The sequence below is a fragment of the Streptomyces sp. NPDC054757 genome (assembly GCF_053612185.1).
On sequence record NZ_JBSHBW010000004.1, the window covers coordinates 286,961 to 311,644 of the forward strand.

General features: G+C 71.0%; 22 protein-coding genes. 11 read left to right on the plus strand and 11 right to left on the minus strand.

The window, feature by feature from the left end; translation table 11 throughout:
- The first annotated feature begins 5 nt into the window (after positions 1–5).
- Positions 6–3,062, plus strand: a complete 3,057-nt coding sequence (locus tag ACWGKJ_RS08355; RefSeq protein ID WP_385019276.1) for an AfsR/SARP family transcriptional regulator — start codon at positions 6–8, stop codon at positions 3,060–3,062.
- Between the two features lie 199 nt (positions 3,063–3,261).
- On the opposite strand, the gene ACWGKJ_RS08360 is transcribed toward ACWGKJ_RS08355, so the two are convergent.
- Positions 3,262–3,672: a hypothetical protein gene (locus ACWGKJ_RS08360; protein WP_385019274.1), complete on the minus strand. Its 411-nt coding sequence runs from the start codon at positions 3,670–3,672 to the stop codon at positions 3,262–3,264.
- Between the two features lie 292 nt (positions 3,673–3,964).
- Between ACWGKJ_RS08360 and ACWGKJ_RS08365 the strand changes: the two genes are divergently transcribed.
- Both ACWGKJ_RS08365 and ACWGKJ_RS08370 read left to right on the plus strand, forming a co-directional pair.
- Positions 3,965–7,159, plus strand: a complete 3,195-nt coding sequence (locus tag ACWGKJ_RS08365) for a sacsin N-terminal ATP-binding-like domain-containing protein (RefSeq protein WP_385019272.1) — start codon at positions 3,965–3,967, stop codon at positions 7,157–7,159.
- 291 nt (positions 7,160–7,450) lie between these two features.
- The gene (locus tag ACWGKJ_RS08370; RefSeq protein WP_385034210.1) at positions 7,451–8,353 is read left to right on the plus strand and encodes a DUF5707 domain-containing protein; all 903 of its coding nucleotides are present in this window, start codon (positions 7,451–7,453) and stop codon (positions 8,351–8,353) included.
- Positions 8,354–8,465: 112 nt separating this feature from the next.
- Here the strand turns inward: ACWGKJ_RS08370 and ACWGKJ_RS08375 are convergent, their stop codons facing one another.
- Both ACWGKJ_RS08375 and ACWGKJ_RS08380 read right to left on the minus strand, forming a co-directional pair.
- Entirely contained in the window at positions 8,466–11,033 is a 2,568-nt protein-coding gene (locus ACWGKJ_RS08375) for a cation-translocating P-type ATPase (protein ID WP_385022542.1), read from the minus strand.
- 170 nt (positions 11,034–11,203) lie between these two features.
- On the minus strand, positions 11,204–11,527 hold the full coding sequence (locus ACWGKJ_RS08380; RefSeq protein WP_385022539.1) for a DUF2530 domain-containing protein: 324 nt from the start codon (positions 11,525–11,527) through the stop codon (positions 11,204–11,206).
- Between the two features lie 184 nt (positions 11,528–11,711).
- Between ACWGKJ_RS08380 and ACWGKJ_RS08385 the strand changes: the two genes are divergently transcribed.
- Positions 11,712–13,163 carry an NCS2 family permease gene (locus ACWGKJ_RS08385; protein WP_385022566.1) on the plus strand — a complete coding sequence of 484 codons (1,452 nt, stop codon included), beginning with the start codon at positions 11,712–11,714 and terminating at the stop codon, positions 13,161–13,163.
- Positions 13,164–13,173: 10 nt separating this feature from the next.
- Here the strand turns inward: ACWGKJ_RS08385 and ACWGKJ_RS08390 are convergent, their stop codons facing one another.
- Positions 13,174–13,356 (minus strand): ribbon-helix-helix protein, CopG family, encoded by a 183-nt coding sequence (locus tag ACWGKJ_RS08390; RefSeq protein WP_385022536.1) that lies wholly within the window; start codon positions 13,354–13,356, stop codon positions 13,174–13,176.
- A gap of 133 nt (positions 13,357–13,489) precedes the next feature.
- On the opposite strand from ACWGKJ_RS08390, the gene ACWGKJ_RS08395 reads away from it, so the two are divergent.
- Both ACWGKJ_RS08395 and ACWGKJ_RS08400 read left to right on the plus strand, forming a co-directional pair.
- On the plus strand, positions 13,490–13,927 hold the full coding sequence (locus tag ACWGKJ_RS08395; protein ID WP_385022533.1) for a MarR family winged helix-turn-helix transcriptional regulator: 438 nt from the start codon (positions 13,490–13,492) through the stop codon (positions 13,925–13,927).
- Positions 13,928–13,989: 62 nt separating this feature from the next.
- Complete coding sequence (locus tag ACWGKJ_RS08400) at positions 13,990–15,318, plus strand: MFS transporter (RefSeq protein WP_385022530.1); 1,329 nt, start codon at positions 13,990–13,992, stop codon at positions 15,316–15,318.
- An 86-nt stretch (positions 15,319–15,404) separates the two neighbouring features.
- Here ACWGKJ_RS08400 and ACWGKJ_RS08405 read toward each other — a convergent pair whose 3' ends face one another.
- Positions 15,405–15,986, minus strand: a complete 582-nt coding sequence (locus ACWGKJ_RS08405) for a Uma2 family endonuclease (protein ID WP_385022527.1) — start codon at positions 15,984–15,986, stop codon at positions 15,405–15,407.
- A 177-nt stretch (positions 15,987–16,163) separates the two neighbouring features.
- Between ACWGKJ_RS08405 and thpR the strand changes: the two genes are divergently transcribed.
- Positions 16,164–16,709 carry an RNA 2',3'-cyclic phosphodiesterase gene (thpR, locus tag ACWGKJ_RS08410; protein ID WP_385022524.1) on the plus strand — a complete coding sequence of 182 codons (546 nt, stop codon included), beginning with the start codon at positions 16,164–16,166 and terminating at the stop codon, positions 16,707–16,709.
- Between the two features lie 188 nt (positions 16,710–16,897).
- Here thpR and ACWGKJ_RS08415 read toward each other — a convergent pair whose 3' ends face one another.
- Positions 16,898–17,893, minus strand: a complete 996-nt coding sequence (locus tag ACWGKJ_RS08415; protein WP_385022521.1) for an aldo/keto reductase — start codon at positions 17,891–17,893, stop codon at positions 16,898–16,900.
- Positions 17,894–18,149: 256 nt separating this feature from the next.
- Between ACWGKJ_RS08415 and ACWGKJ_RS08420 the strand changes: the two genes are divergently transcribed.
- Complete coding sequence (locus ACWGKJ_RS08420) at positions 18,150–18,725, plus strand: hypothetical protein (protein WP_385022518.1); 576 nt, start codon at positions 18,150–18,152, stop codon at positions 18,723–18,725.
- A 16-nt stretch (positions 18,726–18,741) separates the two neighbouring features.
- On the opposite strand, the gene ACWGKJ_RS08425 is transcribed toward ACWGKJ_RS08420, so the two are convergent.
- A complete protein-coding gene (locus ACWGKJ_RS08425; RefSeq protein ID WP_385022515.1) occupies positions 18,742–19,029 on the minus strand; it encodes a hypothetical protein in 288 nt (95 codons plus the stop codon).
- A 375-nt stretch (positions 19,030–19,404) separates the two neighbouring features.
- Between ACWGKJ_RS08425 and ACWGKJ_RS08430 the strand changes: the two genes are divergently transcribed.
- Both ACWGKJ_RS08430 and ACWGKJ_RS08435 read left to right on the plus strand, forming a co-directional pair.
- Positions 19,405–19,881 (plus strand): nuclear transport factor 2 family protein, encoded by a 477-nt coding sequence (locus ACWGKJ_RS08430; RefSeq protein ID WP_385022512.1) that lies wholly within the window; start codon positions 19,405–19,407, stop codon positions 19,879–19,881.
- A 158-nt stretch (positions 19,882–20,039) separates the two neighbouring features.
- Complete coding sequence (locus ACWGKJ_RS08435; protein ID WP_385022509.1) at positions 20,040–20,552, plus strand: DinB family protein; 513 nt, start codon at positions 20,040–20,042, stop codon at positions 20,550–20,552.
- 193 nt (positions 20,553–20,745) lie between these two features.
- On the opposite strand, the gene ACWGKJ_RS08440 is transcribed toward ACWGKJ_RS08435, so the two are convergent.
- Entirely contained in the window at positions 20,746–21,231 is a 486-nt protein-coding gene (locus ACWGKJ_RS08440; protein WP_385022506.1) for a hypothetical protein, read from the minus strand.
- A 10-nt stretch (positions 21,232–21,241) separates the two neighbouring features.
- Positions 21,242–21,937 carry a GDSL-type esterase/lipase family protein gene (locus ACWGKJ_RS08445; RefSeq protein ID WP_385022503.1) on the minus strand — a complete coding sequence of 232 codons (696 nt, stop codon included), beginning with the start codon at positions 21,935–21,937 and terminating at the stop codon, positions 21,242–21,244.
- A 44-nt stretch (positions 21,938–21,981) separates the two neighbouring features.
- On the opposite strand from ACWGKJ_RS08445, the gene ACWGKJ_RS08450 reads away from it, so the two are divergent.
- A complete protein-coding gene (locus ACWGKJ_RS08450; RefSeq protein ID WP_385022500.1) occupies positions 21,982–22,971 on the plus strand; it encodes a WD40 repeat domain-containing protein in 990 nt (329 codons plus the stop codon).
- A gap of 21 nt (positions 22,972–22,992) precedes the next feature.
- Here ACWGKJ_RS08450 and ACWGKJ_RS08455 read toward each other — a convergent pair whose 3' ends face one another.
- Both ACWGKJ_RS08455 and ACWGKJ_RS08460 read right to left on the minus strand, forming a co-directional pair.
- A complete protein-coding gene (locus tag ACWGKJ_RS08455) occupies positions 22,993–23,613 on the minus strand; it encodes a Uma2 family endonuclease (protein ID WP_385022496.1) in 621 nt (206 codons plus the stop codon).
- Between the two features lie 136 nt (positions 23,614–23,749).
- Positions 23,750–24,625, minus strand: coding sequence for a pentapeptide repeat-containing protein (locus ACWGKJ_RS08460; RefSeq protein WP_385022493.1), 876 nt, complete (start codon positions 24,623–24,625; stop codon positions 23,750–23,752).
- Between the last annotated feature and the right edge of the window lie 59 nt (positions 24,626–24,684).

Sequence of the window (24,684 nt, forward strand, 5' to 3'; positions counted from 1 at the left end):
GAACGATGCTGGAGGGAAGCGGCACCGCACTGCGGTTCGGGCTGCTGGGGCAGGTCTGCCTGTTCGATCCCGCCAGCGGGGAGCCCCACCGGGTGGGCGGTACCAAGATCCGCGTACTGCTCGCCGCTCTTCTGCGGGAGCCCGGCCGGGCCGTGTCCACCGGGGCGTTGCGGGAGATGCTGTGGGGCGACAGCCCGCCGCCCACCGCCCGAGCTTCGTTGCAGAACTTCGCCGCCCGGCTGCGCCGGATGCTGGACGACCCGCACCGGCTGCGGGCGCTCGACACCGGATACCGGCTCTCGGTGAGCGAGGACGAGCTGGACGTACGGGTCTTCCAGCGGCACGTCGTCGCGGCCAGGACGGCGGGCTCCGCACGGCGGTGGCCCGAGGTGCTCCATGAGTCCCGGGCGGCGCTGGCGCTGTGGCGCGGCGCCCCGCTGGACGGCGTACGGGCGCCACTGGCCGACGACTCGTATGTGCGGCGGCTGGAGGAGGAGCGGCTGTCGCTGCTGGAGTGGCGGGCCGAGGCCCGGCTCGCGCTCGGCCACTCCGCCGCCGGGCTGGTTCCCGGACTGACGGAGCTGGCCGATCAGTACCCGCTGCGCGAGGCGTTCCACCGGCAGCTGATGCTCGCCCTGCACCGGTCGGACCGCCAGGCGGAGGCGCTGGAGGTGCACCGGGTGCTGCGCCGCACCCTCGCGGAACAACTCGGCACCGAGCCGGGAGCCGCGGTGGCCGCCGCGCACCGGGAGGTACTCGGGCCCGCCCGCACGGCCGCCCCCGCGCCCCACGCCGGCGATCCGCGAGCCGCCCGGGTCGTCCCCGCGCAGGTCCCGCCGGCGCCGGGCTGTTTCACCGGGCGGCACACCGAACGGGCCGCGCTCCGTGCGGCGTTGGGCGGATCGGCGGGCGACGGACCGGTGGGTGATGGGCCGGTGGGTGACGGGCCGGTGGGTGAGGGCCCGGTGGGTGAGGGGCCGGTCGGCGACGGATCGGCGGGTGACGGGCCGCGCCTCGCGGTCGTCAGCGGTATGCCCGGCGTCGGCAAGAGCGCGCTCGTCGCGCAGGTCGCGCACGACCTGCGCGACACCTACCCGGACGGGCAGCTCTACGTCCATCTGCACGGGGCGGCGCCCGACGGCTCCCGGCTCTCGCCACGCGGCGCACTCGCCGCGCTGCTGCGGGCCCTGGGGCGGGCGCCGCAGTCCATCCCGGAGGACCCGGACGCGGGCACCGCGCTCCTGCGCTCCCTCCTGGCGCCCACGCGCACCCTGATGGTGCTGGACGACGCGGCGGGCGCCGCCCAGGTCCGGCCGCTGCTGCCCGCGGGCGCCGGATGCGGGGTGCTGGTCACCAGCAGATATCCGCTGACCGCGCTGGACGGCGCACGGCATATGACCCTGCGGCCGATGACACCGCCGGAGAGCGCCGCGCTGTTGCGGGCCGCGTCCGGCCGCCGCGAGTGCGTGGGCCCCGACCACCAGCTCGTCCGCCTCACCGGCGGGCTGCCGCTGGCGCTCCGGGTGGTCGCCGCCCGGCTCGCGGCGCGCGGCACGCTGGCCCCCGACCGGCTGGCGGACCGGCTGGCCGGGGACGGTCTGCTGGAGCACCTGGAGTACGACGACCTGAGCGTGCGGCGCCCGCTGACGGTCGCCGTCCAGGCCCTGCGCGCATCCGACCGGTCCGCCGACCGGGACGCGGCACGCGCCCTGTGCCGCATCGGCGCGGTGAACCTGCCGGACTACACCTCGCCGCTGCTGGCCCGGCTCAGCGGGCTCTCCCCCACGCGAGCGGCGGACGCGCTCGACCGGCTCGTACAGACGGCCCTCCTGGAGGAGCCCGTACCGGAGCGGTTCCTCCCGCACGACCTGGTGCGGGAGTTCGCCCGCGAGGAAGCGGCCACGCGGACGCCCTCGCCCGCCGTTCTGCGGGGTACGGCCCTGCGATGGTACGCGGCGGGCACCCGGCGCCTGCTCTGCGCGGTCCTGCCGCCCAGCCAGGACCGGGAGGACCGGATGTACGCCCCGCCGGAGGGGCGCACCGACGAGGGCGAGGACGACGCCTTCCCCGCCGACATCACCGCCTGGGCCGAGGCGGAGGTGGCCAATATCGTCGCGCTGGTGGGGCAGACCGTCGCGGCCGATGACCCGCCGACCGACCACCGCGCCGCGTCGGCCGGTGTGGTCAGGCAGCTCTTCCCCTTCCTGCAACGGCAGGGCAGGCTCGGCGAGATGGAAGTGCTCGCCACCCATGCGGTGCTCGCCGCCGGCGCGAGCGGGGACGTCCGCGCGGAGGCGCTCGCCCTCAGCGACCTCGCGGGATTCCACTTCCTCTCCGGCCGCCTCCAGCAGGCGCTCTCGCTGATCGACCGCGGCCTCGGCATGCTCCGGGCGTCGGGCGACCTGGTCGGGGTGCGGCGGTCACTCAGCCACCGGGGCACACTCCTCAACCTGCTCGGCCGGCCCCAGGAGGCGGAGGAGGCCCTGCGGGAGGCACTGCGGCTGGCCCGTCAACTGGACGACCCGGTGGGGGAGTCGGTCGTACTCGGCAATCTGGGCAACCTGGTCGAACAACGCGACCCGGCCGAGGCCGTCCACTGCCATGAGCGCAGCCTCGCCCTCGCGGAGCGTACCGATGATCCGAGGATCAGGAACACGGCGTACTGCAACATCGGTTACGCCCTGCTGCGCGCCGGGAACCCCGCCGCGGCCCGGCGTCATTTCGAGCGCGGATTGACCGGCCTGCGGGAATTCTCCGACTGGCACGCCGAGACCCACACCCGCCTCGGTCTGATCCGGACGCTGCGCGAACTCAGGCGTACGGAGGGGGCGGTGGCGGAATCGGCGGCACTTGTCGACCGGGCCGTGGAGCGGCGCGACCACCACGCGAGTGGCCTGGCACGGCACGAGTACGGCCGGGTGCTCGCGGCGGCAGGGCGCGGGGACGAGGCGCGGGCCCAGTGGCGGGCCGCGCTCGACGATCTGGCCGGCACCGACAGCTCCGAACTGCCCGGGCTGCGGAAGCTGCTGGGGCTGCCCGAGGTGCCGGAGCAGGCCGGCTGAGCGGAGCACGGAGAGAGACGGCCCGTCAGCCGCCGCTGACGGGCCGTCCCCGTTCACGTAACCCTTGACGCCTGCGCCATCCTGGACGCCCGGGAAACTTCCGACGCCCGGCACCTGCACAGCTGCCGCCGGTGCGGTCCCCTCACTCCCCTGTGATGAGGGGCGGAGGAAGTTCAGCCCTTCCGCGCGGGCGGCAGGCTCAGTTGTCGAAGGTGTAGTTCTGGAGCCAGATGGTTTTGTGCCCCTTCTTCGACAGGTACCCGTGGATCTTTATGGTCCTGTTCTCACGGAGGTCGAAGTTGCAGGTCTTCTTCTTGCCGAGGCCGCTGGCCTTGCAGTAACGGTACTTTCCGCTCCCGTCGTCGACCCGAGCGCCCACGCTGTAGCCGTCAGCCGTGATGTCCATCACCATGACGATGTCGCCGTACGGGCAGAAGCCCAGGTGACCGACCAGGTCCTGTTCACCGTTCCCACGGGCCAGGTATCCCCCCGTGCAGTCCGATGACTTGGCGGTGGCTGCTTGCGCCGGCAATGCGGCGGTGGCCATACCGATGACCGCTACGGCGGCTCCCAGCAGGGAGACCGCAGAGGTGCGCAACGTACGCTTCATACCTGTTCCTTTGCTGATCAGCGCCCCCGCACGGGTGGCCGGAACACCCGACACGGGGCGCGCGGCCCGTCAGTGGGCCACGTGGAGAAGCGTCCCGGCCTCCGCCAACAGAGCGCCAACAAGTCGGGGGAGCCGCGGGGAGAGGATCAAGCCAAGCCCACCCCGGGCGCGCCACCCGCGCCCCTCCCCGCACCCTGGTACGCGATACCTTCACCCGGGACCGGGACGGTCCTCCGTACCCCCGCCCCGCAGATCCGTACCCCCGCCCCACAGAGGAGCACAAGCCGTGACCGTGGAAGCGACAGACGCAGCCGACCCCTTCGGGACGGCCCGCCTGAGGCGTGGCGTGCTCGATGCCTGGGCCGCCGCCCCCGCCCGTTTCCGCGAGGACGCCAACGCCGAGGAGGACCTCGCGCTGGGCGGCTACCGGGACCGCCTCGTCGTCGAGCTGGCCCAGAACGCCGCCGACGCGGCGGCCCGTGCGGGGGTGCCGGGCCGGTTCCGGCTCACCCTGCGGCCGGGCGATGGCGGAGGGCCGGCCGTACTCGTCGCCGCCAACACCGGGGCGCCGCTGGACGCCGCCGGCGTCGAGTCGCTGAGTACGCTCCGTGCCTCGGCCAAGCGGCCCGGCTCAGGAACAGCCGACACCCACGCCGCGGTCGGCCGTTTCGGTGTCGGGTTCGCCGCCGTCCTCGCGGTCAGCGACGAGCCCGCGGTCGTCGGCCGGCACGGCGGCGTCCGGTGGTCCCTCGCCGAGGCCCGCGCACTGGCGGCCGAAGCGGCCCGTACCGCGGCGGAGCAGACATCGGACGGCGGCCTCGCCGACGAACTGCGGCGGCGCGAGGGGCACGTACCGCTGCTGCGGCTCCCGCTGCCCGCCGAGGGCACCGCGCCCGACGGGTACGACACCGTCGTCATCCTGCCGCTGCGCGACGCCGGCGCGGAGGACCTGGCCCGGCGCCTGGTCGCCGCGATCGACGACGCGCTGCTGCTGACCCTGCCCGGCCTCGCCGAGATCGTGGTCGAGACCCCGGACGGTATCCGCACCCTGGCCCGCTCGGAGCACGGGGCGTACGTCCACATCGACGACAGCGCGGCGGGCGGCGGGATCCACCGCTGGCGCACCGTCGCCCACCACGGGCCGCTGGAGCGCGCGCTGCTCGCGGACCGGCCCGTCGAGGAACGGCTGCGCCCGCACTGGTCGGTCACCTGGGCCGTCCCGGTGGACGGCGAGGGCGCCCCCGTACGCCCCGGCACCGCCCCCGTCGTCCACGCGCCGACCCCGACCGACGAACCGCTCGGTGTGCCCGCGCTGCTCATCGCCTCGCTGCCGCTGGACACCACCCGCCGTCACCCCGCCCCCGGGCCGCTCACGGACTTCCTGGTGCAGCGGGCCGCCGACGGCTACGCGGAGCTGCTCGGCGGCTGGGAGCCGGTGTCGGTCGCCACCCTCGACCTGGTGCCGGGCCCGCTCGGCAAGGGCGAGCTGGACGGCGCGCTGCGGGCCGCGATCCTGGAGCGGCTGAACCGGGTGGCGTTCCTCGCCCCCGCCGCGCCGCTGGAGGACGTGGCACCGGAGGACACGGAAGGCGCGGACGACGAGGCGGGCGGCGCGCGCCGCCGGGCCCTGCGCCCCTTCGAGGCCGAGGTCGTCGAGGGCGCGGGCGAGGACACCGTACGCGTGCTGGCCGAAGTGCTGCCGACGCTGCTGCCCGCCGGGCTCGAACGCCGTACCGAGCTGCGCACACTGAGCGTCGGCCGGCTGCCGCTCGGTGACGCCATCGACCGGATCGGCGGCGCCGAACGCCCGCCGTCCTGGTGGCGGCGGCTGTACGAGACCCTGGCCGGCGTCGACCCGGACCGGCTCTCCGGGCTGCCGGTGCCGCTCGCCTCAGGCCGTACCGCCGTCGGGCCCCGGCAGGTGCTGCTGCCGCTGGCCGACACCCCCGCCGACCTGGCCCGCCTCGGTCTGAAGGTCGCCCACCCGGAGGCCGCGCATCCGCTCCTGGAGAAGCTGGGCGCGCTGCCCGCCACCCCGCGCACCGTCCTGACGACCCCGCAGGTGCGGGCCGCCGTCGCCGCCTCCATGGAGGCCGGGGAGAGCTGGTACGACGAGGACGACGAAGGCGCCCTGGACGCCGATGAACTCGCCGATGTGGTGCTCGGGCTCGTCCGTGAGGCGGAGCTGGAGCCCGGCGACGAGCCCTGGCTCGGGGCGCTCGCGCTCCCCGACGAGGACGGCGAGACCGTGCCGGCCGGTGAACTGGTGCTGCCAGGATCCCCGTTCGCCTCGGTCATGCGCGAGGGCGAACTCGCCCTGTGCGACGCCGAGCTGGCCGAGCGCTGGGGCGAGCAGCCGCTGACCGCCTGCGGGGTGCTCGCCACCTTCGCCCTGGTCCGCACCACCGATGTGGTCCTGGACCCCGATGAACTCGAACCGCGCGAGGGCGACTTCGCCGAGCCGGACGACGCCGGGCTGCTCGACGCGGTGGACGTCTGGTGCGAGGACGTGCTCGACCAGCTGGCGCAGACCCCGTTGCCGCCGGTGGCCACGGAGATCGTCGCCGTACGGGACCTGGAGCTGGTCGACGACGACCGCTGGCCGCAGGCGCTCGCCCTGCTCTCCCGGCCGCCGCTGCGGGACGCCCTGACCCAGCCGGTCCGGGTGCTGCTCCCGGACGGTACGACCGAGTCCGTACGCCCGTACACCGCCTGGTGGCTGCGGGGTCACCCGGTGCTCGACGGCCGCCGCCCGGCCGGGCTGCGGGCTGCGGGCGGTGATCCGCTGCTGGCCGGTCTCTACGACGAGGCGGACGCCACCGGCTTCGACGACGAGCAGGTGCTGCGCGCCCTGGGGGTACGGACCTCCGTGGCCGCCCTCCTCGACGAGCCCGGCGGCGCGGCCGAGCTGCTGACCCGGCTCGCCGATCCGGACCGTACGGTGTCGGCCCGTCAGCTGCACGCGCTGTACGGCCGGTTGGCGCTGCTCGACCCGGAACAGGTCACGCTGCCGGACGAGTTGCGGGCCGTGGTGGACGGCGAGGTGCGGGTGGTGGACGCCGCCGACGCCCTGGTCGCGGACGCCCCCGACCTGCTCCCGCTGACCTCGGGCGCCGCGCTGCTCCCGGTGGCCCCGGACCGGGCCGCCGAGCTGGCCGAGCTGCTCCAGGTCGCCAGGCTGAGCGAGAGCGTGGAGGCCGAGGTGACCACGGCGGGGGAGGAGCACCAGGTCCCGGACGCGGTACGGGCGCTGCTCGGGGCCGGCACACCGCGTACGTACGTCGAGCACGGCGAACTGCTGGCGAACGGCGTCGAACTGGACTGGCACCGGACGCGCGACGGTGTGGTGCACGCGGCCACGCTTGAGGGGGTGGCGGCGGGGCTCGCCTGGGCGGCGGGGCAGTGGCCGCGCCGGTTCGAGGTGGCGGCACTGATCGAGGACCCGTCCCGGACGGAGGAGCTGGAGCGGGACCGCTGGTTCGACTGAGGCGGGTGGGCCGGCGGGGGCTGCTGGTTCGGCTGGGATTGCTGGTTCGGTTGAGGCTGCTGATCCGCCTGAGGCTGCTGGTCCGGCGGGGGCGGGTGGTTCGGCGGGGCCGGTCCCGAAGGGGCGCCGTCACCCTTCGGTTTCCGCACGGTTTCGAAATCTTCACATCGGGCACAACCTTTCACCCACGTCGCTTGTCTGGTCTGTGAAGTCACCAGACTTCACAGACCACATGGGCCACGCGGATGGACGAAACCTCCGCCGGTCCCCTTCTCCACATGGGGAACAAACATGCGTATACGTGCCACTGTGGCCGCCGTCACCGGCGCCCTGGCTCTCTCCGCTCTCGTCGTTCCGGCCGCCGCCCAGGCGGACGGGGCCCACGGCGTGGGTACCGTGGAGGCTGCCCGCTCCGTGTTCAAAAACGCGCCGGTCAAGACCGCGCCGCTCGGCGCGAAGGCCCGCGTCGTCACCCGTGCCGCCGTCGACACCAGGATCAGCAGCGTGACCGTGAACGGTGGCAAGGACATCGTCCTCGGCACCACGGTCGCCAAGACCATCACGGCGAGCGTCACCGCCACCGACAACTCCGGTATCCAGGACGCCGTCGTCTTCCTCTGGCACGGCACCGACATCGACTCCGCGGTCGACGGCTACCTGGGTCCGAAGGTGGACGACAACACCACGCAGGTCTCCAAGTGCACCAAGGTGAACGCCACCACGTCCACCTGCAAGGTCTCCTTCAAGGTGGACCCGCGCTCGCAGAACGACCTGTACAAGAACAGCCTCGCCGGCACCTGGAAGGTCTACGTCTCCGCACTGGCCAAGGACGGCCAGTGGGTCGAGAGCAACGCGTACAAGTCGCAGCACGTCCAGCGCGCCTCGACGCAGACGGTCAACGCCGCCCCCGAGCCGGTGAAGAAGGGCAAGACCATCACGGTCACCGGCAAGCTGGCCCGCGCCAACTGGGAGAACTACAAGTACCAGGGCTACACCGGCCAGCCGGTCAAGCTGCAGTTCCGCAAGAAGAACAGCAACACCTACACCACCGTCAAGACGCTGAAGACGAACGGCACCGGTGAGCTGAAGACGACCGTCAAGGCGGTCGAGGACGGCTACTGGCGCTACAACTTCGCGGGCACGACCACGACTCCGGCGGCCATCGCCGCCGGTGACTTCGTCGACGTGAAGTAACCAGGCCGCACTCCGGTGAACCCGGGCCGCCCGCAGCAGCTGCCGCTCTGCGGGCGGCCCGGACTTCCGCCGACACCCCCGGCCCAGCCCGGGTGGCTCAGTCCCGGGTGGCTCAGCCCGGGTGGTGGCGGTCCACCCACCGCCAGACCAGCTCGACCCCCAGCGACGCGACCGCCGCGATGCCCACGCCCATCCAGGGCATCGCCGCCCCCACCAGCTTCAGCGCGAAGAAGTGCTGGAGCGCCGGGACCACCATGACCAGCAGGAACGCGCCCGCCATCGCCAGTACCAGGCAGACCCGCCACCAGGTGTACGGGCGGGCGATGATGGCCAGGACCCACATCGAGACCAGGAAGAGCGTCAGGGTCGCCACGCTCGTCTCGGCGTCCAGGGAGCCGGCCCCCACGTAGTAGTGCCGGGCGATCAGATACGCCACGAAGGTCGCGACGGCGGCGATGGTGCCGCACGGGATCGAGTACCGAAGCACCCGCCGTACGAAGTGCGGCTTCGCGCGTTCCTTGTTCGGGGCCAGGGCCAGGAAGAACGCCGGGATGCCGATCGTCAGCGTGGAGAGCATGGTCAAGTGCCGTGGCAGGAACGGGTACTCGATCTGGAAACAGGACACCAGGATGGCGAGCAGCACCGAGTAGACCGTCTTGACCAGGAAGAGCGTCGCCACCCGCGTCACGTTCCCGATGACACGGCGGCCCTCCGCCACCACCGATGGCAGCGTCGCGAAGCTGTTGTTGAGCAGCACGATCTGCGCGACCGCCCGGGTCGCCTCCGAGCCCGAGCCCATGCTCACACCGATGTCGGCGTCCTTCAGGGCCAGTACGTCGTTGACGCCGTCGCCGGTCATCGCGACCGTGTGGCCGCGCGACTGGAGCGCCGCCACCATGTCGCGCTTCTGCTGGGGCGATACCCGGCCGAAGACCGAGTGGGAGTCGAGCGAATCCGCCATCGCCTCCTGCTCGGTGGGGAGCTGCCGGGCGTCCACGGTGTCCGTGGCCCCGTCCAGACCCAGCTTCGCTGCCACCGCTCCCACCGAGACCGCGTTGTCACCGGAGATCACCTTGGCGGCGACGTTCTGGTCGGCGAAGTAGGCCAGTGTGTCGGCCGCTTCGGGGCGCAGCCGCTGTTCGAGCACCACCAGCGCGGTGGGATGCGCCCCGGCCACCACCGTCTCGGGGTCAGGGTCCTGGTCCGGGCCGTCGCCGTCGCCGTCGCTGCCGGTTCCGGTTCCGGTGTGGGTGCCGCTGTCGCCGTCCCCCGGACCGCTGTCCGCGCCGTCCAGGCTGCCCTCGGCCCGTGCCAGGAGCAGCACCCGCAGCCCCTCCTCGTTGAGCCGGCCGACCTCCTGGAGCGCCGGGTCCCCCTCGGGCAGCAGTACGTCGGGCGCCCCGAGCAGCCAGGCCGACGACTCGCCGTCCCCCTCGCTGAAGGCGGCGCCGCTGTACTTGCGGGCCGACGAGAAGGGGAGCGCCCGGGTGCAGCGCCAGCCCGAGGTGTCCGGGTAGGCGTCGACGATCGCCTGGAGGCTGGCGTTGGGGCGCGGGTCGGACGCGCCGAAGGCCCCGAGCACCCGCCGTACATACGTCTCGTCCGCACCGCCCGGCCCATCGGAACCGTCCGACCCGTCCGACCCGTCCGACCCACCCGGCCTGTCCAGCGTCCGCAGCTCCGTGACGTTCATCCCGCCCTCGGTGAGCGTCCCGGTCTTGTCCAGGCAGACCACGTCGACCCGGGCCAGCCCCTCGATGGCCGGGAGTTCCTGGACGAGGCACTGCTTGCGGCCGAGCCGGATGACGCCGATGGCGAAGGCGATGGAGGTGAGCAGGACGAGCCCCTCGGGGATCATCGGGGTGATACCGCCGACGGTCCGGGCGATGGAGTCCTTGAGGTCGTGCCGCTCGTGCACCAGCTGGCTGACGATGAGCCCGGCGGCGGTCGGGACCATCATCCAGGTCACGTACTTGAGGATGGTGGAGATACCGCTGCGCAGCTCGGAGTGGACGAGCGTGAAGCGGGACGCCTCGTCGGCGAGCTGTGCAGCGTACGCCTCCCGGCCGACCCGGGTGGCTGTGAACGCCCCGCCGCCCGCGACGACGAAACTGCCCGACATCATCGCGTCGCCGGGCTTCTTGTGCACGGGGTCGGCCTCGCCGGTCAGCAGTGACTCGTCGATCTCCAGTCCCTCGGCCTCGACGGTCTCGCCGTCCACGACGACCTTGTCGCCGGGGCCCAGTTCGATGAGGTCGCCGAGGACCAGATCGGAAGTGGAGATCTCCCCGGCGGTCCCGTCCCGCCGCACGGTCGGTTTGGCCTCGCCGACCACCGCGAGGCTGTCGAGTGTCTTCTTGGCGCGGCGCTCCTGGATGATGCCGATACCGGTGTTGGCGATGATCACGAAGCCGAAGAGGCTGTCCTGGATCGGTGCGACGAACAGCATGATCACCCAGAGCACACCGATGATCGCGTTGAACCGGGTGAAGACGTTGGCCCGCACGATGTCGGCGGTGGAGCGGCTGGACCGTACGGGCACATCGTTGACCTCGCCCCTGGCCACGCGTTCGGCCACTTCGGCGGTGGTCAGCCCGGTCGCGCGGGCCGGATGCGGCAGCTCGACGGGGTGGACGGGGTCGAGTTCGGCCCCCGCGTCGATATACGGCCCTTGCGTCATGGATCCGACGTTAAGGCCAGAACCACACGTTTACCCGGTGAGATACCGGAAGATCAGCCTTCGGGAGGAGGGCGGACAGGACGCGGCTCGTCCTGTGGCCGTACGGACCCCGACCGGAGCTGTAGGGGGCGGCGGGCGGGACTGTGGCGGGCGGGGCTGTAGCGGGCCGGCTACGCGCCGTCCCGGCCCTGGCCCTCGCCGGCCCCGCCAGTGTCCGCATGGTCCGCATGGTCCGCGCTGTCCGCCGTCCGGCCCGCCGCGCGCTTGATGGCGGCGTCGCGCCCCCGTACGTACCAGACCCCGACGAGCCCGAGCGCGCCGCCGGCCGCGCAGGTCCAGAGCCACCACAGATGTCCGTGGTCGTCGAACCAGCCGTAGAACGGCAGCTGCACCAGGAAGAGGACGAACCAGATGACCGTGCCGCCGGTGATGGTGGCGACAACGGGCCCCTCCAGGGGCTCGGGTGCCTCATGTACTGGTGTCCACTTCGCCATGACCGACAGTCTATGCGGGGGAACCGGAGCCGGTGCCGGGCCAGGTGGCCCAAGGCTCTACGCGCGGAGATAGCGATCTTCGCCTTATGTATTCATACTGAAACGGCTTTCGATTGGCTCGTTCCTTTCGTTTAAACGTCCAAATATGGCCGTTTCTCAACACATGACACTTGAGGTCGCGCGCATGTCTCCCTCGGCCACCGCTCCGGTCGACGCTGTTCCACCATCGCCATCCGGCGGGCCGCAGAATGCCTTTGACCGCTATTTCAAGATCACCGAGCGCGGTTCGAGCATCGCCCGGGAGATCCGCGGCGGCTTCGCGACCTTCTTCGCGATGGCCTACATCATCGTGCTGAACCCGATCATCCTGGGCAGCGCGCACGACATGAACGGCCACCAGCTCAACGGCGGCCAGCTGGTCACCGCCACCGTGCTGACCGCCGCCTTCTCCACGCTGCTGATGGGCGTCATCGGCAATGTGCCGATCGCGCTGGCGGCCGGACTCGGCGTGAACACCGTCGTCGCGCTCCAGCTCGCGCCCCGGATGACCTGGCCCGACGCGATGGGGATGGTCGTCCTGGCGGGCATCGTCGTGATGCTCCTCGTCGCCACGGGGCTGCGGGAACGCGTGATGAACGCCGTACCGCTCAGTCTGCGCAAGGGCATCGCGATCGGGATCGGCTTCTTCATCCTGCTGATCGGCCTGGTCGACTCGGGCTTCGTCTCCCGCGTCCCGGACACCGCGCACACCACCGTCCCGCTCCAGCTCGGCTCCGACGGTCATCTGCACGGCTGGCCGGTGCTGATCTTCGTGGTCGGTGTGCTGCTGACGCTGGCGTTGATCGTCCGCAAGGTCTCCGGCGCGATCCTGATCTCCATCGTCACGATGACGATCGCCGCGGTGATCGTCGACGCCGTGGCCACGGTCCCCAGCTGGGGCCTGACCACCCCGAAGTGGCCGGGCAACCCGGTGGCGTCGCCGGACTTCGGGCTTGTCGGTCAGTTCAGCCTGTTCGGCGGATTCCACAAGGTCGGTGTGCTGACCGGCATCCTCTTCGTCTTCACCGTGCTGCTCTCGTCGTTCTTCGACGCCATGGGCACCATCCTCGGAGTCGGCGACGAGGCGAAGCTGACGAAGCCGGACGGCACCTTCCCCGGCATCAACCGGGTGCTGTTCGTGGACGGCGTCGCGGTCGCCGCGGGCGGTGCGACCTCGTCGTCCGCCAACACCTGCTTCGTGGAGTCCACGGCGGGGGTCGGCGAGGGCGCCCGTACCGGGCTCGCCAGCATCGTGACGGGCCTGCTCTTCACGGTGGCGCTGTTCCTGACCCCGGTGGCGACCATGGTGCCCTCGCAGGCGGCCACCCCGGCGCTGGTCGCGGTGGGCTTCCTGATCCTGGCGGGCTCGGTCAGGGACATCGACTGGTCGGACTTCACCATCGCGATCCCGGCGTTCCTGGCGATGGTGATGATGCCGTTCACCTACTCGATCACCAACGGCATCGGGATCGGCTTCATCTCCTTCACCGTGCTGCGGATCGCCGTCGGCCGCTGGCGCCAGGTGCCGGCCGCGATGTACATCGTGTCGGCGGTCTTCGTCTTCTACTACGCGATGCCGGCGCTCGGCCTCACGTAGGAGGTCCGGGCTACGTACGCCCGTAGAACCTCTCCGTCTCGTCGACGGCCGACTGGAACCGTTCGTCGAAGTCGTCGCGAATGAGCGTCCGGACCACATAGTCCTGGACGCTCATTCCGCGTTTGGCCGCGTGGTTCCGGAGCCGGGCGAGCAGCTCCCCGTCTATGCGCAGGCTGAGCACGGTCGATCCCATACCGACAGCGTCGTGCGGCCGGGCGCCGCCGCGCGTCACTTTCGCGCCTCATCTCACTCGTACGGGTGATCTCGCTCACCGGATGGCATACTCGGTTGGTCTTTAGCATAGGTAATGAGTTACGCTAACGAACATGCCTGACCTTTCGCCCGCCGACAAGGCTGCCGCCGTCGACTCACTGCGTTCCACCGTGATGCGACTGAGCCGCCGGCTCAAGCACCAGCGCGTCGACGAGTCGCTGAGCCCGACCGAGATGTCGGTGCTGGGGACCCTCGCCCGCTGCGGCTCCGCCACCCCCGGTGAGCTGGCCCGCAAGGAGCATGTGCAGCCGCCTTCGATGACCCGCATCGTGGCGCTCCTGGAGGCCAAGGGCCTGGTCAGGCTGGAACCGCACCCGGACGACCGCAGACAGAAGGTCGTCAGCCAGACCGAGGAGGCGCAGGCGATGCTCGCGGAGAGCCGGCGCCGCCGCAATGTCTGGCTGGCCGAGCTGGCCGAAGGGCTGAACGAGGACGACTGGGTGAAGCTGCGCGCTGCCGCCCCCGTCCTGGAGAAACTCGCCCAGCTCTGACCCCGTAACCCCTGTAAGCGGTCACCCCGGTGACCTTGTCTACGCCCAGGAGGCGACCACTGTTGAGTACGGGACCCGGAGCAGACTCCGCCCCCGCACCGCAAGAAACTTCTACCCGGACTTCGATGTTCAGCTCGTTGAAGATCCGTAATTACCGCTTGTTCGCCAGCGGTGCCGTCGTGTCCAACACCGGCACCTGGATGGCGCGTATCACCCAGGACTGGCTGGTCCTGAGCATCACGGGATCGTCCGCCGCCGTCGGTATCACCACGGCCATGCAGTTCCTGCCGATGCTGCTCTTCGGCCTGTACGGCGGAGTCATAGCCGACCGCTTCCCCAAGCGGAAGCTGCTCTTCTGCACCCAGGGCGCGATGAGCGTCGGCGGTCTCTTCCTCGCCGCGATGACCCTCACCGGCCATGTGCAGGTCTGGCACGTCTATCTGACCGCCTTCTTCACCGGTCTTGTCACCGTCGTCGACAACCCGACCCGGCAGTCCTTCGTCTCCGAGATGGTCGGCCCGGACCAGGTCCGCAACGCCGTCAGCCTCAACTCGGCCAACTTCCAGTCCGCCCGGCTCATCGGCCCCGCCGTCGCGAGTGGTCTCACCGCGGCCGTCGGCCCCGGCTGGGCCTTCCTCGCCAACGGCCTCTCCTTCCTCGCCCCGCTCACCGGGCTCCTGCTGATGCGCAGCAGCGAACTCCACCAGACGCTGCGCACCCCGCGCGGCAAGGGGCAGCTCCGCGAGGGCCTCAATTACGTCTCCAAGCACCCTGATCTGATCTGGCCGATCGTCCTGGTCGGCTTCGTGGGCACGTTCGGCTTCAACTTCCCGATCTGGCTCAGCGCGTTCGCCAACAACACGTTCCACGGCGGCGTCGGGATGTACGGCCTCTTCAACACCCTGATGGCCATCGGCTCCCTGGCCGGCGCCCTGCTCGCGGCCCGCCGCGGCACCTCCCGGCTGCGCATCCTGGTCGGAGCCGCGGTCGTCTTCGGCGCGCTCCAGATGATCACCGCCTGGTCCCCGTCGATCTGGATGTTCGTCCCGCTGATCACCGTGATCGGCATCCTGGGCCTGACGGTCAACGTCACCGCCAACTCCTCGGTGCAGATGGGCACCGAACCGGAGATGCGGGGCCGGGTGATGAGCCTGTTCATGATGGTCTTCACCGGCGGAACCCCGCTGGGCGGCCCGCTCTTCGGCTGGCTCACCGACTCGTACGGCGTCCGCGTCAGCTTCATGCTGGGCGGCCTGGTCTGCGCACTGGCGGCGCTGGGCGTCGGCCTGATGCTGGCCCGCGCGGCCAACCTCCGCCTGGAGGTCGACCTCAGGCGCGGCCGCCGCCATGTGGGCTTCGTACCGCGCGAACAGCTCGCCACGGCGGCCTGAAACACGGACGGCCCCGCACACGGGCCGGGGCACACACCCCCGGCCCGGCGGGACCGGTTGCCGGGCTTCCCGGCGCGTCGGGCGCGTCAGTCCCGGGGGAAGTCCGCGGTCTCCAGGGTGAGGCCGACGGCTGTGCCGGTCAGGTCGATGGGGTAGCCGAAGTCGAGTGTCACGGTGCCGTGGTACTCGTCCTCCTTCGGCAGCGTGTGCAGTTGCCACCTGCCGGTGTACGGATCGGCGATGACGTACACGGGAACGCCGGCGGTGGCGTACGTGGTCTTCTTCGGGCCGTAGTCGTTGGCGGCGGTGTTCTTGGAGATCACCTCGGCGACGAACTCGATGTCCTGGTAACGCCAGTGCCCTTTCTCGTCCTTGACGGCCCCCTCCACGAGAGCGACGACGTCCGAGGCGAAGCCGTTCAGCAGCCCGGGGAAGTCGATGCGCACATCGGACTTCACCCGCTGGCGCGGATACACGGTGCGCAGCTGCTCGACGATGTCCAGGATGATGTCCCAGTGCGTGTCCCGCTGCGGTGACATGAAAATGTTCCCCCCGACGATCTCGACCTTGAATCCCTCGGGGGTCGGCTCAAGCCACTCGAACATGGAGTCCAGAGTGCGCTCGTCGCTGGTGTCGGCCATCTCGATCCTGTCGTCGACGACGGTCATCGTGGCGCTCCTCCCCACTGCCGCAGGGTGCGGGCAGTCGCGCGGTACAACGATACGCACGGCAACCGGGGCACGCCGGGAACCGGCCAGGCGGGGGCGGCGACGAAACCGGGAGGGGCTGCCCGGGACACGCCACGAACGAACGGGGCCGGGCCCGTCGCCCGGGAGACTGCCCCCATGAGGCTTTTCGTGGCACTGCTGCCCCCGCCCGACGCGGCCCGTCAGCTCGGGGCGCTGGTCGACCGGGCACAGGCGCTGCCCGGCGCCGGTCGCCTGCGTTGGACCGAACGGCCCGGCTGGCACTTCACGCTCGCCTTCCTGGGCGAGGTGGACGACGGTCTGGTCCCCGCCCTGGCACCCCGGCTGGCGCGGGCCGCCCAGGGCCACGCGCCCTTCACGTTGCGCGTCGCAGGTGGCGGCAGGTTCGGGGACAGGTCGCTGTGGGCGGGCGCCGCCGGCGATGTGGACGCGGTGGGGCGGCTGGCCGCGTCGGTGGAGGAGGCGGCGGTGGGGGCGGGCGTACCGGTGGAGCGTGAGCACCCGTACGTGCCGCATCTCACCCTGGCCCGCGGCGACGGCCGGACCGCGCTCGATCCGTACGCGCAGACCCTGGCCGGCTTCGTGAGCAGCCCGTGGACCGTGCGGGAGACGGCCCTCGTACGCAGCGGGCGGCAGCCACGGTACGAGGTGGTCGCCGCCTGGCCGCTGGGGCCCGGCAAGTAACCTCGTTGGCGTGGACCCGAAAACCAGGAACCGGATCATGGCCGGTGCGCTTGTGCTGCTGTTCGTCGTCGTCGCCGTGGCGGCCGCCGTCGGACAGTGACGGCGGCCGCCCGGGAGCGTGCGCGGTGCCCATCAGGGGGCGTGCGGGCTGTGCGTACCTGCCCGCCCGGACGGATGCGCGTCCGTGCCTACCAGGCGAACGCCTCGGGTGACGGGCCAGGACCTGGGAAGATCTCGTCGACCCCGGACACCACGGACTCCGGCAGTTCGAGTTCGATCGCGCGCAGCGCCGAATCCAGCTGTTCCGATGTGCGCGGGCCGACGATCGGCCCCGTGACGCCCGGCCGGGTCAGCAGCCAGGCCAGACCGGCCTCGCCGGGCTCCAGACCGTGCTTGCCGAGCAGGTCCTCGTACGCCTGGATCTTCGCCCGTACGGTCTGATCGGCGAGCGCGTCCGCCGACCGGCCCGTCGAGCTGCGCCCGCTGCCGCCGTCCCGCTCCTTGCGGATCGCGCCGCCGAGCAGTCCGCCGTGCAGCGGCGACCACGGGATGACCCCGAGGCCGTACTCCTGCGCGGCCGGGATGACCTCCATCTCGGCGCGGCGCTCCATCAGGTTGTAGATGCACTGCTCGCTGACGAGCCCCACCGAGCCGCGGCGGGCGGCCAGTTCGTTGGCCTGGGCGATCTTGTAACCAGGGAAGTTCGACGAGCCCGCGTAGAGCACCTTGCCCTGCTGGACCAGGACGTCGATCGCCTGCCAGATCTCCTCGAACGGGGTGTTCCGGTCGACGTGGTGGAACTGGTACAGGTCGATGTGGTCCGTCTGGAGCCGCTTCAGTGAAGCCTCGACGGAGCGGCGGATGTTGACCGCCGAGAGCTTGTCGTGGTTGGGCCAGGCCTCCGGGCCGCTGCCCATGTTCCCGTACATCTTGGTGGCGAGTACGACCTTGTCGCGCCGCCCGCCGCCCTGGGCGAACCAGGTGCCGAGGATCTCCTCGGTGCGGCCCTTGTTCTCGCCCCAGCCGTAGACATTGGCGGTGTCGAAGAAGTTGACGCCCGCGGCGAGCGCGGAATCCATGATCGTGTGGCTGTCGGCCTCGGTGGTCTGCGGCCCGAAGTTCATCGTGCCGAGGACCAGTCGGCTGACCTTGAGTCCGGTGCGTCCAAGCTGCGTGTACTTCATGAGGCTCAGCCAACCCGTTGGAGTGCGCTCGAATCAAGGATGCGCGGGGCGGTCCGGGGACGACGCGCCGGGCTGACCTGCCCGCCCGACCGCCAGGCGGGCAGCCGTCCGTCGCGAACCCGGCGCTTTCGGGGGCCTGTTGAGCCCGGCGCCGCTCCGTGTCGGCCGTCGGCCTGCGCTCATCCGTGGAAAGCGGGGTAGACGCGAGGTCCGGCGGGCGTACGGGTGACGGCGCCCGGACAACAGGGGGTGGGGCATGACCGTACGAGCCGAAACGCCGGCCGGATCCGGACGGCACCAGGTGGGGTGGGGTCTCGGCGGGGTGGGCCTGATGGTGCTCGCCGGGGTGGCCGCGGGCGCCGTGGCGGCCCTGGGGTGGCCGATAGGGGCGAAAGTGGCTGTCTGGGTCGCCTTGCTGGCTCTGGTGGTGGCGTCGGTGTCGCTCTGGGTGCGGAAAGCGCAGCGCCGCTTGGCCGACCGGGTCGGCATCGAGCCGAAGCGGCTACGAGCGCTCATGAGAGAGATACGGAAGGAGCGGATCCCCGCCGACGAGACCGACCGGGAAGCCATGCGCCGCCTGGTGGGCGAGCAGCGCCGACAGCTCGACAGACAGCGGAAGCTGCGCCGCTGGCTCGGCCCCCTGCTGATCATGGTCTACGGAGGCAACATGGTCATCCAGATCGTCACGCACGGGTCGGTGTGGTCGGTGCTGCGGTGGCTGGTGATCGGATTGCTGGTCACGACTTCGCAGTACTGGGGCCCCCGCCGGACGGAGCGGAGGCTGGAACGGGTCGCGGCCCGGCTCGATCCGGGCGCCGGAGGACTGGTCTGACGCGCCCGGCAGGTGATCAGCGCTGCTGCTGGGGCTGCGAGGGCGCGGTCCGCAGGACTTCCTTCGCGTGGGCGTTCCACTCCCGGAGGGTGTCGGAGAGGGGTATGGAGCCTGGCATCAGCAGGGAGTCCCGGCGGTGGAGGATGGTCTTCGCCTCCGGGTCGCTGTGCAGGTTCTTCCAGCGCACCAGCTCCCCCGGGTCCATGCTGGTCTGCGCCGGGTCGGTGTTCAGGAGCCGCTCGATCTGCCCCGCGAGTCTGAGGAACTCGTGGTAGAGAGTGCTGCGCTCTTCGGCCTTCCCCATGCTTTCCTCACAGTTGAATCAGTGAACTCGCATTCTGTTCACACTATCCGCACATGGGTTCGGTGCGAAGGCCGGGCCGCCTTCTGTCTCCGAAGCGACACCGGAAAAGCTCGCGGGATGCGCCCCGGCCACCTCATGCGCGCCGGTTCGGGGACGGGTCGCCCGGGGCTCTGCTCACCATGGTGTGGCGGCGTATGAGTGCGCGGTGAGTTCGCGCTGAACCCGGGATGATTATTCCGCGCACGGCTCACGGGCGCGGGCCATCTCGTACGCGGGCCGCTCTGTACCCGGGCCGCTTTGTACCCGGGCCACTTCGTACACGGGCGCGCCCCATGGCTTTGACCTCAAGCGCAGTTGAGGCGACAGGATCGGTCCATGACGAGTCAGGCGGACCACTTCGAAATCAGTACGCTCATCAGCCACTACTTCGCCACCTTGGACGACCGTGAGTTCCCGGAGGGCTGGGCCCGTGCCTTCTTCACCGACGACGTACGGACAGCGACTCCGCTCGGCCCGTCCCGGGGCGGCGAAGTAGCGCGACAGACACAGGTGGCGATCGAGCGGTACGCCCGCACGCAGCACATGTCCTCGGACGTCCTGGTCCGGGCCGACGCCGTTTCGGGAGAGACCACGGCGAGGTGGAACGCGCTGATGAAGCATGTCCACCTCGACTCCACACTGCAGGCCCGAGGGGTGGACGCCCAGCCCGTCTTCACGGTCGGTGGCGTCTACCGGGCCGGACTGCGCCGCACACCGGACGGCTGGCGCATCGCGCACTTGGACATCACGCCGGTCTGGACCACCGGGACGCCACCCGACCTGCCGCAGGCCCCGCGGATGCCGGGGGAGTGAGGAGTTGCCGCGCGGCCACCCCACGTCCGTAGGTGCCGGGCCGTGGGGTTCCGGCCGTCGGCAGCCCCACGGCCGGACCGGCTGCCGGACCCGGCTTCCGGGCTGCCGGACCTGGCTGTGGGACCGGCCTGTCAGACCCGGATGGCAGGCTGGGGCCCATGACGAACACCGAACGGCCGATGCCGCCCCTGAACGCGGACGAGCGTGTGAACTTGGAGAGCTGGCTCGACTTCTACCGGGCCACGCTGGCCATGAAGTGCGAAGGCCTCACGGAGGAGCAGGTGCGTACGGCCTCCGTGCCGCCTTCTCCCGTATCGCTGCTGGGGCTCGTCCAGCACCTGGCCGAGGTCGAGCGGAACTGGTTCCGGCGGGTACTGACCGGCGAGGACGTGCCGGCCATCCACCCCGACGAGGCCGAACAGGGAGGGCACGACGGGGGGTTCGCGCTCACCGCGGACGGATCGTTCGAGACGGCCCGGAAGACCTGGGAGGACGAGATCGAACGGGGCCGCGCCAACTGCGCCTCACGGTCCCTGGACGAGACCGCTCCGTTCATGGGAGGCGAGGTGAGCCTGCGATGGATCTACACCCATATGATCGGCGAGTACGCCCGGCACGACGGACATGCCGACCTCATCCGCGAGCGGATCGACGGCAGCACGGGGGTCTGAGACTTGACGGTGTGAATCACGAGCGCTGACGGCTGACCGCTGACCGCGCGCATGATGATCCAGGCGCGGTAGGTGTTCTCACGGGCTTGTTGAGTGAGGCTCTCCCAGCCTTTGGCCGAGGCCGCGTCGGCGAACCGGACTTCCCAGTGTCCCTCCGGAGCAGGGGGTGCGGCACGGTCACCGCGCCCCGCTGTCATGCCGTCTTTCGCGGGTCGGGCGCCGCGCCGTAGTCCGCGTCGTGGTCAGCGGTGAGTGCGGCGAGCAACTCGGGGTCGGAGTGGACTTCCGCCGTGTGCTGCCAGGTGATGAGCAGTTGAGCGACCGATGTGTTGTTGGCGACCGAATCCGCTGCGCGCATCGTGTCGACCAGTTCGACCGCGAAGGCGTGGACGTCCGGCTCGGGCAGGAAGTGAACCCAGGGAAACGCGTCCGGCAGTATGTCGAGCAGCAGCTCCATACTGCCCGGCTCGCGCTGCGCCATCGCTGCCAGCATCCGGGTGGCTGCGGACACCACGGTCTGGTCCTGTTCGGCCCGGGCGGCCGTGGTCAGGACCAGATCCTCGCCGTCCCGGCGGTGCAGCAGCAGGCGGGGCGACTCCTTGAGGCGGGCAAGGGTCTGTTTGTTCTTGTTCACCAGCTCGGAGAAGTTCACGGCTGCGGCGGCGCCATCGATGCCCATGACTTTGAAACTAGCTTGAAAGTCGGGTCTCCGCCATCGCTCCCAAGGGTGACGCGGCGAACGGCCCGCCGAGCTCCCACCCCTGGTGCAGTGCGTCCGCGAAGGCGTTCGCCAGTTTTTGCTCGCCGCTCGGGTTGGGGTGGGTGCCGTCGTACGTGTCGGTGTGGATGTCGTACGTCTCGGGGCGCGAGGCCAGCAGAAGCGGTGAGCGCGGGGCGTCCAGGTCCGCGATCGCCTTCGCCAGCAGGACGTTGAAGTGGGCGACCTCCGCGGCGAACGGTGCGTCCGTCTCGGCGCGGATGTTCGGGATCACCGGGAGCATCACCACGCGGATGTGCGGATTCGCCTCACGCGCCTCCGCCAGGAAGTGGCGGGCGTTGAGCGCGGTCTGTTCCGCGTCCGTGTAGAAACCGAGGTCTATCAGGCCGAGGGAGACGAGCAGCAGGTCCGGTCGGTGCGCGGTCACCGTCTCGCGGATCAGCGGAGCCATGTGCTGCCAGCCCTCGCCCCACCCCGACAGATGACGACGGGCCTCGGCGGGGAAGGCGGGGTCCGCGTAAGCCGTGCTCGACTCGTACAGCGCGGTGCGCGGTCCGACGATCTCGCAGTCCTCACCCAGGTGCTGCCACATGCGGTAGCGCCAGGTGTAGTCGCCGGCCCGGCCGATCGTCATGGAGTCACCGACGAACATCATCCTCAGACGCATCCCGTCATCATCGCGGACGGTGCAGGGGTGGCAGTCTTGGGGGCATGCGTTCGCTTCAGTACGTCGCCGGGGCTGCGGCCACCGTCCTGCTCACCCTTGTCCCCGCCGTGCCGGCAGCCGCGGACGACGGCGGGTTCACGATCAAGGATCCCCGGATCACGGAGTCCAGCGGCCTGGCCGCCAGCCGGCTCCACCCCGGTGTCTACTGGACCCACAACGACAGCAGCGACGGCCCGTACGTCTACGCGGTGGACTCGAAGACCGGGCAGACCGTGTCCCGGGTCACGATGCGCGGGGTCGGAGCGCCGCGTGACGTCGAGGCGATATCGATCGGGCCGGACGGCGACATCTACGTCGGGGACATCGGGGACAACCTGGACGGAACCTGGGACCACGTCTGGATCTACCGCTTCCCCGAGCCGAAGCAGCTGAAGAAGGAAGAGACGGTCCGGGCCACGCAGTTCACCGTCAAGTACGCCGACGGGCCGCGCAACGCGGAGGCGCTGATGGTCCACCCGAAGACCGGCCGCGTCTACATCGCGTCGAAGAACCAGACCAAGGGCGGGCTGTACGTGGGGCCCGCGAAGCTGTCCGCATCGAAGACCAACGTCTTCCGGCGGATCGACGACGTGCCCTGGGTGACGGACGGCGCGTTCTCGCCGGACGGGAAGCAGCTGACCCTGCGGGGCTATCTGGGAGCGGAGTCGTACGACTGGAAGCCGGGCGGCGGACTCGGCACCGAGCACGAGTTGGGCGTGCCCTTCCAGGGGCAGGCCGAGTCGGTCACGTACACACCGGACGGCTCGGCGCTGATGATGGGCTCCGAGGGGGCGCAGAGCCGGGTGTTGCGCTTCCCGGTGGAGAAACCGAAGGGGTCCGGCGGCGGTAAGTCGGCGGCCGGGGGCGGGAGTTCGTCGGACACGGGGTCCGACTGGTCGGGCGGCTCTCCGACGGCGTGGGGCATCGGAGTCTTCGCCGTGCTCTTCCTGCTGTTCATGGGGGTGCGGCGGCTGTTCGGCGGGGGACGGAAGTGACGCCGGTGGCCCCGCCGGGTCTCAGTCCTTGGCCCGTACGGTCGTTCCGGCCCGGAGGATCGCGGCGACATCCAGCGTGACATCGCCGCCGATCGAGGCCGGGAGCGGGGCGTGCTGTCCGGCGGCGAAGATCTGGTGGCTCGCGTAGTCACTGCCGACCGGCTCGGTGAGGACGTGGACACGCTGGTGCTTGCGGTTCACGATCACGTACACGGGGATGTCGGCCTCCGCGTAGACGGACACCTTCGCGCGCAGGTCCTGGTTGTAGTTGGTCGATGTGACTTCCAGGACGAGACGGAAGATGACGGGGTCGTAGCAGTTGTGGGCGATGACGTGGGCGTCGATATCTGCGTCCACCACGGCGAGGTCCGGAATGACGAAGTCTTCCGCGCCGGTCGGTAGCCATACCCCTACGCCCTGGAGCACTTCGGTCTCCCCGTCGTCCAGGTTGGCTGCGATGAATGGACGCATGATCTTGGTCAGTGCGCGCGCATGGGGGGCGTCCGGGGGCGGGGTCACGGTGAGGATGCCTCCGATGATCTCAACGCGGTAGCCGGGCAGCTGCTCCATGAGGAGGTCGGCCTCTTCGAGCAGGGTCGGCGGCTCGCCGTCACAGGGGTGCTCGACTGCTGCGGCAGACATGAGGGCCTCCTGGTGGCTGGTGTCGAGAACATCATCGTAGGCCGGGTCGGCCGACCGGGCGGGCTTGCGAAACAGTCGCCCGTACGAGTGAGGGCGGGGTACGGGTTGCCGGTGGCCCGCTCCCTGCGCGCCCTCGTCACTCCGGCTTCGCGCCCCAGTGCTCCGGTCTGGTCAGTGACGGGGGCAGCCGGGTCGTCGTGTCGCCCCGGGCCGCGTTCAGCTGGGGCTGGGTGAGGAAGAAGGAGCCGGTGAGGTCGGCGCCGGAGAGGTTCGCGTCGCGGAGGTCGGCGCCGATGAGGTCGGCCAGGCGGAGGTCGGCGCCCGTCAGGTCGGCGGCTATCAGATAGGCCCCACGCAGCGTCGCCCCGCGCAGATCCGCGCCCCGGAGACGGGCGCCCATGAGGTCCGCGCCCCGGTGGTCCTTCCGGGCCGGGCGCTTGCGCCGCTTGTTCTTCTGCGGCCCGTCCTCCTGGTGCGCCGTCGCGCGGACCAGCTCGCTGGTGCGGAGCAGCAGTTCGTTGACCTTCCCCCGGTGCGCACCGACGTCCAGGGCGGCCAGTCCGTCCGGCCCGAGCCGGGCCAGCGCCCCGGTGGCTTCGAGGAGACCGCGCAGCTCGGGGTGGACCGGGGCGGCGGGCGCGAGGGTGAGGGCCTCGGTCAGGTACCAGAGCAGTTCGTGGAGCTGCCGTACGACCGGGAACGCGGCGAACATCCGCTGCGCCGAATCCGGCTCCTGCCGCCAGTCCCGGCCGCCGAAGGTGACCTGCGAGACCTGCTGGCCGGCGCCGAAGCAGTCGTACACCGTGCAGCCCTGGAACCCGCTGCCCCGCAGCCGGTTGTGGATCCCGCACCGGAAGTCGGACCGGAGGTTGGTGCAGGGCCGGCCCGCGTCCTTGCTGACCGCGAAGTCGGCGGACGCGGTGAAGGGGAGGGCGACACAGCACAGCCCGAAGCAGTTCGCACAGTCGCCGCTCAGCCGCGACTGCGGGCGGGACCGTATGTCGTCGGGCACGGGGCGGGTCTCCGGGGTGTGGGACGGGTGCGCTCTGCGGTGGGTGGGGGCGGTGCGGT

What these genes read in the sequence shown, in the direction of transcription:
- ACWGKJ_RS08385 (WP_385022566.1), top strand. Translation starts at nt 11,712, where the DNA reads ATGTCTCCCTCGGCCACCGCTCCGGTCGACGCTGTTCCACCATCGCCA.
- ACWGKJ_RS08420 (WP_385022518.1), top strand. Translation starts at nt 18,150, where the DNA reads ATGACCGTACGAGCCGAAACGCCGGCCGGATCCGGACGGCACCAGGTG.
- ACWGKJ_RS08450 (WP_385022500.1), top strand. Translation starts at nt 21,982, where the DNA reads ATGCGTTCGCTTCAGTACGTCGCCGGGGCTGCGGCCACCGTCCTGCTC.
- ACWGKJ_RS08375 (WP_385022542.1), bottom strand. Translation starts at nt 11,033, where the DNA reads ATGACGCAAGGGCCGTATATCGACGCGGGGGCCGAACTCGACCCCGTC.
- ACWGKJ_RS08380 (WP_385022539.1), bottom strand. Translation starts at nt 11,527, where the DNA reads ATGGCGAAGTGGACACCAGTACATGAGGCACCCGAGCCCCTGGAGGGG.
- ACWGKJ_RS08445 (WP_385022503.1), bottom strand. Translation starts at nt 21,937, where the DNA reads ATGCGTCTGAGGATGATGTTCGTCGGTGACTCCATGACGATCGGCCGG.
- ACWGKJ_RS08370 (WP_385034210.1), top strand. Translation starts at nt 7,451, where the DNA reads ATGCGTATACGTGCCACTGTGGCCGCCGTCACCGGCGCCCTGGCTCTC.
- ACWGKJ_RS08425 (WP_385022515.1), bottom strand. Translation starts at nt 19,029, where the DNA reads ATGGGGAAGGCCGAAGAGCGCAGCACTCTCTACCACGAGTTCCTCAGA.
- ACWGKJ_RS08390 (WP_385022536.1), bottom strand. Translation starts at nt 13,356, where the DNA reads ATGGGATCGACCGTGCTCAGCCTGCGCATAGACGGGGAGCTGCTCGCC.
- ACWGKJ_RS08430 (WP_385022512.1), top strand. Translation starts at nt 19,405, where the DNA reads ATGACGAGTCAGGCGGACCACTTCGAAATCAGTACGCTCATCAGCCAC.
- ACWGKJ_RS08440 (WP_385022506.1), bottom strand. Translation starts at nt 21,231, where the DNA reads ATGGGCATCGATGGCGCCGCCGCAGCCGTGAACTTCTCCGAGCTGGTG.
- ACWGKJ_RS08355 (WP_385019276.1), top strand. Translation starts at nt 6, where the DNA reads ATGCTGGAGGGAAGCGGCACCGCACTGCGGTTCGGGCTGCTGGGGCAG.
- ACWGKJ_RS08415 (WP_385022521.1), bottom strand. Translation starts at nt 17,893, where the DNA reads ATGAAGTACACGCAGCTTGGACGCACCGGACTCAAGGTCAGCCGACTG.
- ACWGKJ_RS08455 (WP_385022496.1), bottom strand. Translation starts at nt 23,613, where the DNA reads ATGTCTGCCGCAGCAGTCGAGCACCCCTGTGACGGCGAGCCGCCGACC.
- ACWGKJ_RS08360 (WP_385019274.1), bottom strand. Translation starts at nt 3,672, where the DNA reads ATGAAGCGTACGTTGCGCACCTCTGCGGTCTCCCTGCTGGGAGCCGCC.
- ACWGKJ_RS08435 (WP_385022509.1), top strand. Translation starts at nt 20,040, where the DNA reads ATGACGAACACCGAACGGCCGATGCCGCCCCTGAACGCGGACGAGCGT.
- ACWGKJ_RS08405 (WP_385022527.1), bottom strand. Translation starts at nt 15,986, where the DNA reads ATGACCGTCGTCGACGACAGGATCGAGATGGCCGACACCAGCGACGAG.
- thpR (WP_385022524.1), top strand. Translation starts at nt 16,164, where the DNA reads ATGAGGCTTTTCGTGGCACTGCTGCCCCCGCCCGACGCGGCCCGTCAG.
- ACWGKJ_RS08395 (WP_385022533.1), top strand. Translation starts at nt 13,490, where the DNA reads ATGCCTGACCTTTCGCCCGCCGACAAGGCTGCCGCCGTCGACTCACTG.